11 protein-coding genes are annotated in these 14,673 nt (G+C 42.6%); 6 read left to right on the top strand and 5 right to left on the bottom strand.

The window, feature by feature from the left end:
* Positions 1 to 30: 30 nt before the first annotated feature.
* The 3 genes from DX073_RS03555 to DX073_RS03545 are packed head-to-tail and all read right to left on the bottom strand — an operon-like array spanning position 31 to position 1,431.
* Positions 31 to 498 carry a GNAT family N-acetyltransferase gene (locus DX073_RS03555; protein ID WP_051225839.1) on the bottom strand — a complete coding sequence of 156 codons (468 nt, stop codon included), beginning with the start codon at positions 496 to 498 and terminating at the stop codon, positions 31 to 33.
* Positions 499 to 500: 2 nt separating this feature from the next.
* Positions 501 to 818 (bottom strand): type II toxin-antitoxin system TacA family antitoxin, encoded by a 318-nt coding sequence (locus tag DX073_RS03550; protein ID WP_115005618.1) that lies wholly within the window; start codon positions 816 to 818, stop codon positions 501 to 503.
* A gap of 49 nt (positions 819 to 867) precedes the next feature.
* The gene (locus DX073_RS03545; RefSeq protein ID WP_115005616.1) at positions 868 to 1,431 is read right to left on the bottom strand and encodes a 5-formyltetrahydrofolate cyclo-ligase; all 564 of its coding nucleotides are present in this window, start codon (positions 1,429 to 1,431) and stop codon (positions 868 to 870) included.
* 119 nt (positions 1,432 to 1,550) lie between these two features.
* Here DX073_RS03545 and fumC point away from each other — a divergent pair, with 119 nt between their 5' ends.
* From fumC to DX073_RS03530, 3 genes are all read left to right on the top strand, one after another.
* Positions 1,551 to 2,942 (top strand): class II fumarate hydratase, encoded by a 1,392-nt coding sequence (gene fumC / locus DX073_RS03540; RefSeq protein ID WP_115005614.1) that lies wholly within the window; start codon positions 1,551 to 1,553, stop codon positions 2,940 to 2,942.
* Positions 2,943 to 3,402: 460 nt separating this feature from the next.
* The gene (locus tag DX073_RS03535) at positions 3,403 to 4,722 is read left to right on the top strand and encodes a DUF262 domain-containing protein (protein WP_115005612.1); all 1,320 of its coding nucleotides are present in this window, start codon (positions 3,403 to 3,405) and stop codon (positions 4,720 to 4,722) included.
* A gap of 18 nt (positions 4,723 to 4,740) precedes the next feature.
* Positions 4,741 to 6,639 (top strand): GmrSD restriction endonuclease domain-containing protein, encoded by a 1,899-nt coding sequence (locus tag DX073_RS03530; protein ID WP_115005610.1) that lies wholly within the window; start codon positions 4,741 to 4,743, stop codon positions 6,637 to 6,639.
* 216 nt (positions 6,640 to 6,855) lie between these two features.
* Here the strand turns inward: DX073_RS03530 and DX073_RS03525 are convergent, their stop codons facing one another.
* A complete protein-coding gene (locus DX073_RS03525) occupies positions 6,856 to 7,845 on the bottom strand; it encodes an ion transporter (RefSeq protein ID WP_115005607.1) in 990 nt (329 codons plus the stop codon).
* Positions 7,846 to 7,973: 128 nt separating this feature from the next.
* Here DX073_RS03525 and cydD point away from each other — a divergent pair, with 128 nt between their 5' ends.
* Entirely contained in the window at positions 7,974 to 9,815 is a 1,842-nt protein-coding gene (cydD, locus tag DX073_RS03520; protein WP_115006376.1) for a thiol reductant ABC exporter subunit CydD, read from the top strand.
* The gene (locus DX073_RS03515) at positions 9,808 to 11,511 is read left to right on the top strand and encodes an amino acid ABC transporter ATP-binding/permease protein (RefSeq protein ID WP_115005605.1); all 1,704 of its coding nucleotides are present in this window, start codon (positions 9,808 to 9,810) and stop codon (positions 11,509 to 11,511) included. Before cydD ends, DX073_RS03515 begins: the two co-directional genes overlap by 8 nt.
* Before the next feature lie 547 nt (positions 11,512 to 12,058).
* Here DX073_RS03515 and ccoG read toward each other — a convergent pair.
* Positions 12,059 to 13,408, bottom strand: coding sequence for a cytochrome c oxidase accessory protein CcoG (gene ccoG / locus DX073_RS03510; protein WP_115006374.1), 1,350 nt, complete (start codon positions 13,406 to 13,408; stop codon positions 12,059 to 12,061).
* Positions 13,409 to 14,249: 841 nt separating this feature from the next.
* On the opposite strand from ccoG, the gene DX073_RS03505 reads away from it, so the two are divergent.
* On the top strand, positions 14,250 to 14,528 hold the full coding sequence (locus DX073_RS03505; protein WP_115005603.1) for an ESPR domain-containing protein: 279 nt from the start codon (positions 14,250 to 14,252) through the stop codon (positions 14,526 to 14,528).
* Positions 14,529 to 14,673: the final 145 nt, after the last annotated feature.

The raw sequence follows: 14,673 nt of genomic DNA, 5'->3' as shown, positions 1-14,673 counted from the left end.
AAAATAGACCGCTCCGTCATGAGGCGGTTTTTATCCAATCCCATTTACATCAATAATAAGCCGATGACCAAGCTCGGTCGGACGAAAACCAAATTTTTGATAATAATGTGCCAACGTGTCATTTTTGGCATCTATCACAGCAAAGGCAATGCCAGCATCTTGACTTAGGCGTTTGATTTTGGATAGGGCGTTGGCAAGCAGTAGTTTGGACAAACCTTGACCCTGATAGTGATTATCCACGCCAAGTCTGCCAATCATCATGGCAGGGATTTTGGCAGGATAGCCTTTTATGGCGACATCAAGCTCCACCGCCGATAACGTATAAAATCCCATGATAATATTAGGGTTATCCAAATTTGTCAAAACATGAGTTTTGGCGATGTTTTTCTTATTATGCTGATTTGCCATTGTCCGCAGGTAGCGGTTGATGTCGTCATTCCCACAGTCAAAGCCTTGTCGGTCGTGGTATGTGGCAAGTGGGCTGATGTCAAAGTTCATGATTACCCCAATGTCTTGTCGTGCATTGCCATGAGTGCTTTCATCTCGTCATTGGGCGTGGTGGGGGTGTCTAGTAGGGATTTGATGAGTGCGTTGTCCTTGTTGGTCAGCTCCCACAGCTCGGCATGACTCATCAAATCCAAAGCGTCCACAAGGTTGGGGTCGTGGGCAATGGCATTATTGACAAGGTATAATGACTTTTCGTACATGGTCGTGGCGATGTAATGGCTCATGCTTACGCCCATAAGACGGCTTGCCTTTTCAATCATGGCTTTCATGTGGGGCGTGGTTCTAAGGTTAATGCGTTCGGTGGCTTGCATGGCATTTCCTAAATGTAAGTATAATAGACGTACATTTATTATAGCATAATTAACATCTTATTACACCCCTATCCGTCATCACCATATCCACGTCCTTATCCCATTTATTAACCGTTAAATTTTCAACCACTTGAAAATGATAACACCAACCTACCTTAACCCCACGAAAATTGGCAAAGGTGCGGTCATAAAATCCGCCCCCCATGCCAAGTCGATTGCCCTGCCTATCCATCGCCACAAGCGGGCAAATAATCATGTCCATGTTATCTGCACTTATGCCATATCTGGCAAAGGGTTCTTGCATGCCAAGTTTGTGGCGTTTTAGGGGTGTTTTGGCTAATGGCAAAACAACAGGGGTAAAGCGTAAAGGCTTATTCTTAATGGTAATCGGTAAAAACGGCGTAAAACCATGCTTTTGACAAAATGCCAAAATCGGTGCGGTGGGCAATTCGCCAAAATCGTCCAGATACAGCCCAATTTTGGCATTTTTGGGTAAATGGGGCAAGAGTTTGGGTAGGTGCAGACTTGCCATAAATGCAAAATTGGCACGCTGTTTGGCGGTCAAGGCTTTACGCTCTTTACGGATACGAGTACGAAGTAGGGTGTTTGGCATGAGTTTTTCCAATAAGTATTATTAAAAATGATAATGATTGATGATTGAAAATTGTTTTTGATGGTGTTATAGTAATATCAACATTTTAGCAGTTTTTATCCACCAAACAAGGAAAATTTATGACCGACTTTCGTATTGAAAAAGACACCATGGGCGAAGTACAAGTCCCTGCCGATGCCTATTTTGGGGCTCAAACTCAGCGTAGCCGTGATAATTTTAAAATCGGGGGCGAGACGTTGCCACGCCCGCTCATTGTCGCCATGGCAACCGTCAAAAAAGCTGCTGCCATTACCAATGCCGAGCTTGGACGGATTGAAAATAGCCAAAAAGACTTAATTGTACAAGCCACCGATGAAGTGATTGCAGGCGGGCTTGCTGACCAGTTTCCGCTCGTGGTATGGCAGACAGGCTCTGGCACGCAGTCCAATATGAACATGAATGAAGTCATCGCCAACCGAGCCAACGAGATTGCAGGCAATCCAAAAGGCACTTATAAGCCCGTCCACCCCAACGACCATGTAAACCACGCCCAATCCACCAACGACAGCTTCCCAACCGCCATTCGTGTGGCGGCAGCGGTAGAGATTAACCGCTCGCTTATCCCTGCCGTCAAGGCGTTGCGTGATACGCTTGCCAAAAAATCTGCCGACTTTGCCGGCATCGTCAAAATCGGACGCACCCATTTACAAGATGCCACACCGCTCACCTTGGGGCAAGAATTTAGCGGTTATGTGGCACAGCTTGACTTGGCACTCGTGAGAATTGACAACGCCTTGCAGGGCTTGTATCAGTTGCCACTTGGTGGGACGGCCGTGGGGACAGGGCTAAATAGCCACCCCGATTATGCCGTCAAATCCGCCCAAAAAATTAGTGAATTGACAGGCTTGCCCTTTGTAACCGCTCCTAATAAATTTGAAGCCTTAGCAAGCCGTGATGCCGAAGTGTTTGCCTCAGGGGCATTAAAAACTTTGGCAGGTAGTCTAAACAAAATCGCCAATGACATTCGCTGGCTATCTAGTGGCCCTCGCTGTGGTCTGGGCGAGATTACCATTCCCGAGAACGAACCGGGGTCGTCTATCATGCCGGGCAAGGTAAACCCCACGCAGTCGGAGGCGATGACCATGGTGGTCGCTCAGGTCATGGGCAATGACACCACGATAAACATGGCAGGGGCGAGCGGTAATTTTGAATTGAACGTCTTTATGCCTGTCATCGGTTATAATCTTTTGCAATCCATTCGCCTGCTTGCGGACGCTTGTAATAGCTTTAATGACAACTGTGCGGTAGGCATTGAACCAAATCGTGAAAAGATTGATTACTTTTTGCACAATTCGCTCATGCTGGTAACTGCCCTAAACCGTAAAATCGGCTATGAAAATTCGGCAAAAGTCGCCAAAACCGCTTATAAAGAAAATAAAACCTTAAAACAAGTGGCGGTAGAGCTTGGGCTATTGACTGAGCAAGAATTTGATGAGTGGGTACGACCAGAAGAGATGGTTGCACCGAAGTAATCAAAGCAAAAGTCAAAGGCATGGTAAATAAGGGCAAGAGATTGCCCTTATTTTTTTATGCAAGGTTGTTGTTTGACAAGAATAAATTTGAACTTTAATATAATTGGCATTGTTCAATAAGATACTTTTTGCAAGACGGAGCGTGTCTGAGAAATACATTTACCTAGATATTTATAGTCAATCCGCTCAAAATACAACAAAGGTTTTTCATCCGTGGTGAGCTATACCTACCCATAACAAAAAACCGCTTTATCCACAGACATAGCTTAGGGCGAACGGTTTTTTGTGTAATTTTAGAGTAAGATGATGTAGTCAAGTCCTGCACGTATAAGTAAAAAACAGCAAAAACTTGGGGCTGGAGAGCCTTATAGGGTTGTCGTAGCAACGTGCAATAATACCTATTATCGAGTAAGTACCGCATAGCCAAACCCCAAAAACCATACAACCCTAAGGAGTTATCATGTCCAAAAATGATGAAAAGGTTAGTATCAAAACCGTCAATAAGATGTTTGAATATCAACTAACCATTCCTGATTACCAACGCCCCTATAAATGGCAAACCAAGCACATCAAACAGCTTATTGATGATATTTATTCTTATTTTATAAAGGACAAAACCCAAGAATGCCGTTTAGGTGTAATTGTCTTGCATAAAGATGAAGGTAAAGATGAATATAACATCGTAGACGGACAACAGCGACTGACCAGTTTGTTTTTATTGTTGTATGTATTAAATGGCAACAAAAATCCATTTGACGAACCTAATTTTCTTGGCAATGAATTCAACCACAGTCAAAGTGTTGAGCATATCAAGCAAAATTATGAATATCTAAAAAGCTATGTGGTGGATTTGGGGCTTGGTGATGATTTTAAGAACTTTATCCTTGACAAATGCACCTTTGCTACCGTTATTTTAACCGACATTGATGAAGCCTTTCAGTATTTTGATTCGCAAAACTCTCGTGGCAAAAGTTTGGAAGCCTATGATTTGTTAAAGGCGTATCATCTGCGAGAATTAAGGGGGCTTGCCAGTCCTGCCATTCATCGCTTGGTGGAGCGTTGGGAGTATCAAGCTAATGAGACAATTTCGGCACCCAGAGACAGGGTTTGGTTAAAGCTGATTATCAATGATGTCTTATATCGTCATCGGCGATGGCAATCTCATAAAGAAGCCGAGTTTTTTAACAAACAAAACGTGGATGTCTTTAAGGGCTTAAATCAACAAGAGCAGATAAAACACCCAAAATTACAAGCCAGATATGCTCATGACGTGCAGATGAATGGGGTGGTTCTAGATGGTGAATGGTTTTTTGATTATGTGGAGCATTACAAGAATATGTATGCCGATTTATTTGCTAAAGATGGCTTGTTGGATAATGGCATTTCAATTAATATACCAAATAAAGACATCAATTTATTTAACCACCTAAAAGAAAATGCCAAAGTAAATAAAGGCGATTATTTTTTATTTACCACCTTTACCATTATGGTAATGATGTATTATGATAAATTTGGTGATTATGAATTAAAAAATGCCGTGATTAAAATTGCCAGATGGGTTTATTTTTTAAGGTTTTATAACGAGCGTATTTACTTTTCATCACTTGAAAACTATCTTTTTAAATCAGGCAGTTTATACCTTGCTTTGGGGCAATCTGTTAAGCCAGAAGAGATATTAATGTTTGACATTGGCAGAACAAAGAAGCGGACTAATAGTAAGAAAGTTACTTATTTAAATGACCTGCTATCGGGTTTTTATGATGACACAACAGCCCAATAACAACTTAAGGAGAAAATCATGAATAGCAATGATAACATCAAAGAATTTACAATCCAAGAACTTTTTGCAGAAATGGATAATTATGTTATTCCTATCTATCAACGCAATTATGCTTGGTCGGATGATGAAGTTAGACAAATGATTAAGGACATACAAGAATATTGCAAAACAAATAATAATAAGAGATATTATCTTGGGGCTTTAACGGTTAAAAAACGTGCAGATAATGCTTTTGAGGTTATTGATGGGCAACAAAGATTGACCACGCTGTTTTTGATTTTATCAGTTCTTAATTATTCTTTTAAATTAAATTTGTCTTTTGAACATCGTCAAAATTCAAGTGATGAACTTAATATTATTAAGAAACAAGGCGAATTAAATGGCGACAGTCAAATTTCTGTTATATATAACTACTTGCAAAAACAGTCATTTTCCGATAATTTCTTATCTGTTTTATTGAATAACGTACAAATCATACGCACGGAGATTCCAGAAAATACCGATTTAAACCAATATTTTGAACGCATGAATAACCGTGGCGAGCAATTAGAACAGCACGAAGTCATCAAGGCAAAATTAATGAGTGAATTAAAAGATGATGATAGAGCGGTATTTTCTGCCATTTGGAATGCTTGTTCGGATATGAGTCGCTATGCGGTGTCGTCTTTTTCTGCTGATGAGCGTCATGAGCTTTTTCAAGATAACGGTGAGTATTTTTGGTTGTATGAAAATTTTGATAATTTAAAAGAAAATTTTCAAAAATCAAAAAAGAAGGCAAAAAAAGACAAAGTTCAAAATGAAAATTCATACCCAAGTGAATTGGGGAAAATTCTTAGCACGAACTTTGTATTGATAAAAAATGATAAATCAAACCAAGACAATCAATATGAGCGTTTTACTTCTATCATTGATTTCCCTAACTTTTTGGCACAGGTTTTGTATTTATTCTTAAAAGATAAAAATTGCATTAACGCTGATATACATCGCTTAGACGCAGGTAATTTAAATAAACAATTTGATGAAGCGGGCTTATATGGCAATAAAGATGAAATCAGAAAATTTACCGTACATTTGCTAAACATTCGTTTATTATTTGACCGTTATGTGATTAAGCATGATGGGCTTGATAATAAAGATGATTGGTATATCTATCAATTTAGAAAATCCGACAAACAAAATTCTAGTAATTACTATGCCAACGTCTTTAAAGCAGAGATAGAGGATAGAAAAATCAAGCTTTTGCAGACCATGTTTCATTATTCTTTCACGGCAAAGAATTATAAATATTGGCTATTTGCTTATCTAAAATGGCTTAATGACGAAAGTCATTTACAATTAAAAGATTGTCCAAAAACTGGTAAAGCAGTTATTTTATCGGCAGATGAAAATATTAAGTTTTTAGAAATTTTATGCGATAAATTTTATTTTAATCGTTTTTATCAGAATGGTATTTCAAAAGAATATTTTGATATTATTTATAATCAAAAAGTTTTGGATTTAAATTTAAGTCATGATGATAAAAGATGTGCTTTTTTAAATACAGGCACGGCGGTAGAGAATTTTATTTTTAACCGTTTGGATTATATTTTGTGGCATAAAGATACAACACAAGAGTTTAGGTTTACCGCTAGAAATTCGGTGGAGCATTATTATCCACAAAATCCACCAAATAACAATCCTAGACTTGATAGCATTGATAATTTTGGTAATTTATGCCTAATTAACCACAGCCAAAATTCATCTTTGAGTAATAAAATGCCGTCCGAGAAAAAGGCTGGATATGACGTTAAGCGATATCCTTTGCTTAGCCTTAAACAGCGAAAAATGTTTGAATGCGGAGAATGGCTAACCGATGAAATTATTCAAAAGCACGGCAAAGAAATGATTGAGCTATTAAATAAAATAATTTCAGAGTAATTTAACGTATAGCCCTATTAAAATAGCCCATTTTGGGCTATTGGGAGAGATTACGACTTACCAAATCCAGGCCCCAACTTGGCGTGGTAGTTAAGTCAAAATCGGACAGAACCACGCACAATGCTTCATCTTATTTAATTTTCATACATAAACCAAAGGGGTAATAGAGCAGATTTAATTTACTATTTAAAATCTATAATCATTAAAACTTCACAACTATTCCACCCGCTCCCCACAATACGGACAAAAGCATTTTTTATTTAAGGACTTTTCTTTTTCATCAAGCTCTTTTTCTTTTGCCAAAAGGCGTTTTTCTCGCAAAACTTGGGTGAGAATTTCTTGGCGGTTTTTGCGGTCTATTTTTAATTCATCGGATAGGCTATTTATTTTATCATTGTCATGCAATTCAGTTAATGATAACGCCATAAATTCATCATAAAGATGATATAGGCTTGCCTGTTTTTGGCTTTCTAATTCACGGGTGAGTCCCGTTGCCAAAATACCTGCTGGCAAGGCGGCAAGCCCCACGCCCAATATCGTGATAAACGCCCCCAAAAGTTTGCCCAAAGGCGTAACGGGCGTAATGTCGCCATAGCCCACCGTTGTCAGGGTTACTACCGCCCACCACATCGCATGGGGGATGGAAGTAAATTCATCGGGCTGGGTTTCGTATTCCACCAAATAAATGCCACTTGCTGATAATATAATAAGAAGCATTAAAATAAATATCACTGCCCCAAATGAGCCACGCTCTTTTTGTAATACGGTGAGCAGTATTCGCAAAGAATCAAAATAACGGGTAAGTTTAAATAATCTTAATAACCTAAATACCCGTAAAAAACGCAAATCAATCCCACTGATGCTTTGCAAAAATATTGGCACTATGGCAAGTAGGTCAATAATCGCCCCAAAGCTTAGCGTCCATTTAAAACGAGCATGCCAAATACGAGCGGTATTCTTTTCAGCAATTACCCAAAATCGTGCGATATATTCTATCCCAAATACAATCACAGAAAACCACTCAAACGCCCTAAAATAATCTTGATAAGGATAATAAATGTCATCCACCGATTCTAATATTACCGCTAGAGTATTTAATAAAATAAGCGTAATTAAAAATAAATCCAATATCTTGGCAGGCAAGGATAAAGGCGATGAATCATCGTGGTTTTCTAATAGGACATATAAGGTGTGGCGAATTGACATGAGATAAAGCAAAAATGAGCAAGTGGCGATATTGTAACACAAAGGACGATGTTAAGAGTTATCTTTACCTTGAAATTATCCCCAAATTTAGCGATAATGTAACGCTAAATTTTAACAATAATAACACCATGACCGAGCCAATCACCCCAACCGTATCGCCCACAGTACCGCCCCATATAGAGCAATCCACACCGCCAAAACCACCAAAATCCAAACGCAAAAAACCCAGACGCTCCCAAGAAGACATCATGGCAAATGTCTTTTTAAAGGCGACTTTTAAGCCAGTTAAAAAAGCCATGATGATGGCGTATTTGCTGGACATCGCCAGCGTGTTGGTGCTGGTGGGGCAGGCGTGTGTGCTGGTGTGGCTCTTTGATGGGTGGCTGACGAGCTTTGTGCAGGACGTACCGCTCCCTGATAGGGTAACAGGTAGTGGCTTGCTGTTTAATTTGGGACTGCTGTTTGGGTGTTTGGCGGTACGCATTGCCATCGGCTATGGGCGTGATGTTTTGCTGAGTCAAGCAGGGCTGACCGTTGCCAAATCGGTGAGACAACGCCTATTTGTCAAATTGGGTGAGCTTGGGCAGGCAAGGCGTGATTTTGGGGCGGACGGGGCATTGGCAAGTAAAATCATTGATGAGCCTGACCATTTGGTTGGTTATGCTCGCTTTCACGTCCAAAAGATGACTGCCGTTACCACGCCCTTGATTTTGGCGGGGTGTGTGGCGTTTTATAGTGCAACCTCAGCATTGGTATTACTACTTACCGCACCGCTTGTGCCGATTTTTATGGCATTTATCGGTATCGCTACCGCTCGTAAAAGCCGTGAGCAGATGGACGCCTTGGCACAGCTTGGGGGGCGATTTTTGGATTGGATTCGTGGGGTCAATACCTTATCACGGCTTGGGGCGGTGGACATTGCCGTATCAGACATCGCTAACAGCTCCGAGCATTATCGCAAACGCACGATGGACGTGTTAAAAATCGCCTTTTTAAACAGTGCGGTGTTGGAATTCTTATCCGCCTTATCCATTGCCTTAGTGGCGGTGTATCTGGGCTTTGGCTTGATGGGGATTTTGCCGTGGGGCAGGGGGCAGGTGCTGACAGGCTATGGCACAGCGTTATTTATCCTACTGCTTGTGCCAGAGTTTTATGCTCCGCTACGCCGACTGGGGGCAGAGTATCATGTCAAAGGGCAAGCGGTGGCGTGTGCCAAGGCAATCGCTCCCATGCTAAATTTTAAAGCCAAAACAGGGGGCGATGTGGCGGTCAATCTTACCAGTCCGCCTGCCTTTCATCTTAATAACATTACGGCATTTGGCGATGATGGGCGAGTGCGATTATCGCCCATCAGTCTAACCTTTGACGCAGGCAAACGCACCGCCTTGATGGGGGCAAGTGGTGTGGGTAAATCCACGATATTACAAATCCTGCTTGGTTTTGGCGACTTTGCTGGTGATGTGGTCATTCACGCTGATGGCAGGGCGGTACGGTATGATGAGCTTGATATGAATATACTTAGAACACAGCTTGGCTATCTGTCGCAGACCACGCCATTATTGCCAATCTCTATCGCGGATAATTTACGCCTTGCCAAACCGTCCGCCACCGATGATGAGCTGGTGCAGGTGCTAAACGATGTCGCCCTGTGGGACATCATCAGTCAGTTACCAGATGGCATAAATACCGTGCTTGCCGAGCGTGGCGGTGGACTGTCAGGCGGTCAAGGCAGGCGGCTTGCCATAGCCCAGTTATTATTGCAAAATGCCAAAGTGTGGCTACTTGATGAGCCGACCGAGCATTTAGACAGCGAGACGGCAGAGAAAATTAAGGCGTTATTATCTCGTGTGAGTGTCGGCAAGACCGTGATTTGGGTAACGCACGATGGGGCAGGGATAGACTTTGATGTCGTTCATGACTTGACGACACTACATGAGCAAAAACAACAAAAGGCGGTGCAACATGGCTAATCAACCAAGCAGACGCCCATTTCGCCTAAGAGAGTTATTACTTAGCCAAAAGCTTCTGTGGCTCATCGCATGGCTGTTAGGCATAGCGATGGTGTTGTCGGTACTGGGACTGGTCATGCTCTCAGGGTGGTTTATCACGATGGCAGGCGTGGCAGGGGTGCTGGCGGTGGGATCGCACGCCTTTAATTATCTTATGCCGTCTGCTATCATTCGTGGTTTTGCTATCGTGCGAACCTTTGCCCGTTATGGCGATTTGATGGTGTCGCACCATGCGGTGTTTGGGCTACTTCGTGATTTGCGAGTGAAGTTCTTTTCGCATTGGGCGAGACTGCCGTTATCGGTGCGACTGCAAAAGGGTGGTAGTAGCGAGACCATGCAAAGGCTTGTCAAAGACATTGACACGCTGGACGAATTTCCACTGCGAGTGGTGTCGCCCTTTGTGGTGGCGGTCGTGGCGGTGGCGGTGTTGTCGCTTATGGTGTCTGTGATGATGCCTACAGCGTGGATTGCTGTGCTACATATGGGGCTGGCACTCATCATTGCGGTCATGACCTTATATAAAGGTGTGCAACTGGCACGGCGTGAGAGTGAGCTTGTGGTGCTACGCAAAAGCAAACTCATCAACACCTTGCCCACCCTAACCGCTCTCATCACATGGGGTAGATGGCAGGACAGCGTGCGTGAGCTTAGTGAGTATGATGAGCGCCATCATCAGCTGACGATGGCGACCCTGCGAGCCAGACGTAACGCCCAAGCGCTTATTCAGCTTATCATTGCGTTGGCGGTGGTGCTACTGCTACTGACGGCAGGGCGGATTTTTGAGCAGGGTATTACCCCCTTTGTAGTGGCAACATTAAACAGCCATACCGCCCTAAATCCTGCCATCGTTCTTGCCTTGACGCTTGGGGTGTTTGGGCTGATGGAGATAATCTCGGCACTGGTGGGTGAGCCGCTTGCATACGGTAGAAGTGTCAATGCCAAAGCACGTATCAATGAGCTGATGAGTGCAGACAGCACGCCCCAAAAACAGCCGATAGATGACAATCCAACCCTTATCCTAAAAGACTTATCCATAAAAATGCCGTCTGCCATCATGAGCGTGGACGGTATCTGTGCCACACTCACCCCAACCACGCCTACGCTCATCATGGGAACGTCAGGGGCGGGCAAATCGACACTGCTTGCCACGCTGGCAGGGGAAGTGCCACGCATGAGTGGCGAGATGGTGGTGCGGACATCGGCTCTTTGTGATGTGGACATGGATAACGTGGATTTTGGTCGCTCGTTTGGCTTTTTGGGGCAAAACGTGGACATCTTTGACCAAAGTCTTGCCGATAATCTACGACTGGGTAAGCCGTCAGCGACTGATGATGAGCTGTGGGCGGTGCTTGATAAAGTGGGTCTGTCCGACTGGGCAAAGCACCAGCCCAAAGGGTTAGACACGCCACTTGGCGAATACGGCATGGCGATATCGGGCGGTCAAGGTCGGCGTGTGGCACTGGCTCGTCTGCTCCTATCGCCCAAAAAGGTGCTGTTATTAGATGAGCCATTTGCAGGGCTAGATAGCACCACTCGCCATCAGGCATGGCAGAGCTTGACGGGTATGCAACAAGCAGGCGAGATTGGTGTACTTGCCATTGCCACGCACCAAATATGGGACGAGATGGGCGATGTGAATGTGGTGCGTGTGGGGTGATTAAACAGGGTGGTTTTGAATGGGATTTAACCATCAAAAAAGGTAAGTCATCTTGCCCTTTTTGATTGTCTGATATACACCTAATCAACTTGATATTTACCACAGGCTTTGTAGGGACTGGCTCTGCACGTCCTTTGATAACATACCAATTTTTATAGGCATGCACAGCACGCCCCTACACCCAAACATCATTGTGTTTGTGGTAATTTTAAAGTTTTCTGGGTGTAATATTCAATTTCAAAATACACCAATTGGCAGTAAAGTGCGTATTACGTACTCCGCCATAATAAAAAACTCTACTTCATTCTTGACTTTTTATAAGTGATTGATTTACCAAGGGAAAATTGCAATTCGTCCCTGCAACTTAAAAAATAATCATTGAAAAATCAATAAGTTGTAACTTTAAGTTGAGATTGAGGTAAACCATTAAAAAATGAAAAATTGATGTGATTGCGGTTAATTCACGATACAAACATTTGCCCCTATTTTAGCAAAAAAATAAAACCCTTCCATTGACAGGGTTTTATTTTTTTGGTTACTTCTTGGTTTAGGGTTTATAGACAAACACGTCTTGTCTGCTGGCACTGTACTTACCATCTTCGGTGTAGACAGTGATGGTGACAGGCATGGTGCCACTGATTTTGGCAGGGTCGCCAAAGATACTCACGGGCAAATCATACGGCTCGTTGGCTTTGAGTGGTAACTCTTTAAAGCGAGATTTTAAGGTCAAGCCATCAACGGGTTCTAGTTTGACTTTATAGACTTGTCGCTCATCGGTCTTATTGACGATTTTTAGGACATAGCTGTTCTCAACCATGCCGTCACGTCCGACACTGCTGATTTGCTTACGGTTGTGGCGAATCTCAAGCTCCAAGGGGTCACGCCCTGTTGCTACCATTGTTGCCACCACCACCAGTACGCTAAGGATAAAGATGTAGGCAAAGATACGCAAGCTTACGATTTTGGTTTTTTCTTTGTGGACAAGCTGACGTTCGGTGGTGTAGCGAATCAGACCACGAGGGTAGCCCACCTTGTCCATGATGTCATTACACGCATCGATACACGCCGCACACTGGATACACTCTACTTGCAAGCCGTCACGAATGTCGATACCCGTAGGACATACCTGTACACACATGGTGCAGTCCACACAGTCGCCATAACCTTCGGGGTGGTCGCCTTTTTTGCGAGCCCCACGAGGTTCGCCACGGTCATAGTCATAGGAGACAAGTAAGGTGTCCTTGTCAAACATCACTGATTGGAAACGACCATAAGGGCAAAAATGCACACACATATGTTCACGCATGTAACCTGCATTCATATGTGTGACAAAGGTAATGATGCCAAAGAATACCCAAGTCAGATGGCTCCAACCCATAAAGAACGGTGTCGCCCCATTAAAGAATAGGTACTCCGTCCCGACCACAAGCGACATGAATGTCACAGCGGTAATCATACTCATCACACCCCATATCAGATGAATGAGTAGTTTTTTGCCAATCTTAGAAGCACTATTAGGTTCTTTGTCGAACTTGATGCGTTTATTACGCTCGCCCAGTACCCATTTTTCTACGTGCTGATACAAGTGTACATAGATGGTCTGTGGGCAGGCATAGCCACAGAACACACGCCCTGCATAGACCGTTACCATAAACAATGTAAAGGCAGCAATCATAAATATAAAGGCAAAGAAATAAAAATCCTGTGGCATAAAAGTCGCCCCAAAGATATAAAACTTTGGTTCAGCGACATCAAACTGTATCGCCTGACGACCGCCCCATTTTATCCATGGCAGTATCAAAAATCCCGCCAAAATGGTGTACATGCTCACTAGGCGGATGTTCTGATATTTGCCCGAGACAAAGCGTGGATGCACCCGTTTCTTGGTAGCGTCCATGTCCTTAGAATGTGGTATCATTTTCTCGGGCGGTGGCTTGGGCTTTTTGGTTTTTTTAGGTGGCGGGGTAGTGCTGGTATCAGGCTTGTGAGCGGGGAGTGGCTCAGCGGACGAGTTTTTTGCTGTATCGCTTGATTTAGGGTCAAAAACTTCGGGTTCGGCAGTTTCTGTGTTTTTTACAGAATTATCGGATGACTCTGACATGATATAACCTTAGCTGTTGTGGCGAGTATTCGCTCTTGGCTGGGCTCATTGATACTGATTTTATCAATTTGGAATAAATATATTCTACACCTTTTCCATAATTTTTTAAAGGATTAAATGGCGGTTTTGGCATTGATATAAAAGCATGGCGTGATGATGACGGACAAAAACCATGATAATAAAAGGGTTGGATTGTGAAAATACAGTCATGATTTTGGCATGATAATTGCACGCTTTTGTTAATCCAAGTGATGATTTATCGATTGTCAAATAGTCATTTTAAAAGGGTAGACATGCCCTAATTTTTATCATGTTTTATAACAATATTATCAATAACTAGCATGCCCTAATTAAGGGTGTGGGCTTTGTCGAGCATTGTTAGAACATGATATTTGTTATAAAGTTTCATGTATTTTTGATTGTGATTTATTTTTTATGATTTTTTAAAAATCTTGACATCAATTTGACAAGATATTGATAGACATTGACAAATATTGACAAAATATTAATTAGGACTGACATTTTTTTGGCAATACTCCCGAAATATTTGTATTGGTTTTGTTAATGTGTTAATATTTTTTGCTAAATTAGGACAAATCATCATCCATCACCTACTCATCATTTTAAGAGGGTAAATATGAACAACATCTATCGTGTGATTTATAACAAATCCACTAAAGCCTTCCAAGCGGTCTGTGAATACGCCCGCGCCCAAGGCAAAGGCAGCAATACCACCGTCGGCAGCACTGAGCAGGCAGACACAGGCAGTGTCTCAAAGCTGATCCGCTTCACCCTCGTCGCGTCAGGTATGATTCTGGCAGCCCAAGCACACGCTGCTACAGGTGCAGACTTACCAAATGCACAGCAGACACCGGATGGATCGAATGCTAGCTACTGCTTTGGTATTGTTAATTGAGTATACTTTTCTAGAAAGCCGTTCGTGGTGAGCTTGTCGAACCATAACGGTTTTCCTAGACTTCGACAAGCTCAGTCCGAACGGAAAACCTTAAAATCTATCTTTATTTAACAATACCACTGCTTTTATCATGTCGACAGTGACA

The sequence above is a fragment of the Moraxella lacunata genome, assembly GCF_900453205.1.
Taxonomy (GTDB): Bacteria; Pseudomonadota; Gammaproteobacteria; order Pseudomonadales; family Moraxellaceae; genus Moraxella; species Moraxella lacunata_B.
This window is presented reverse-complemented; position numbering and strand designations above follow the sequence as displayed.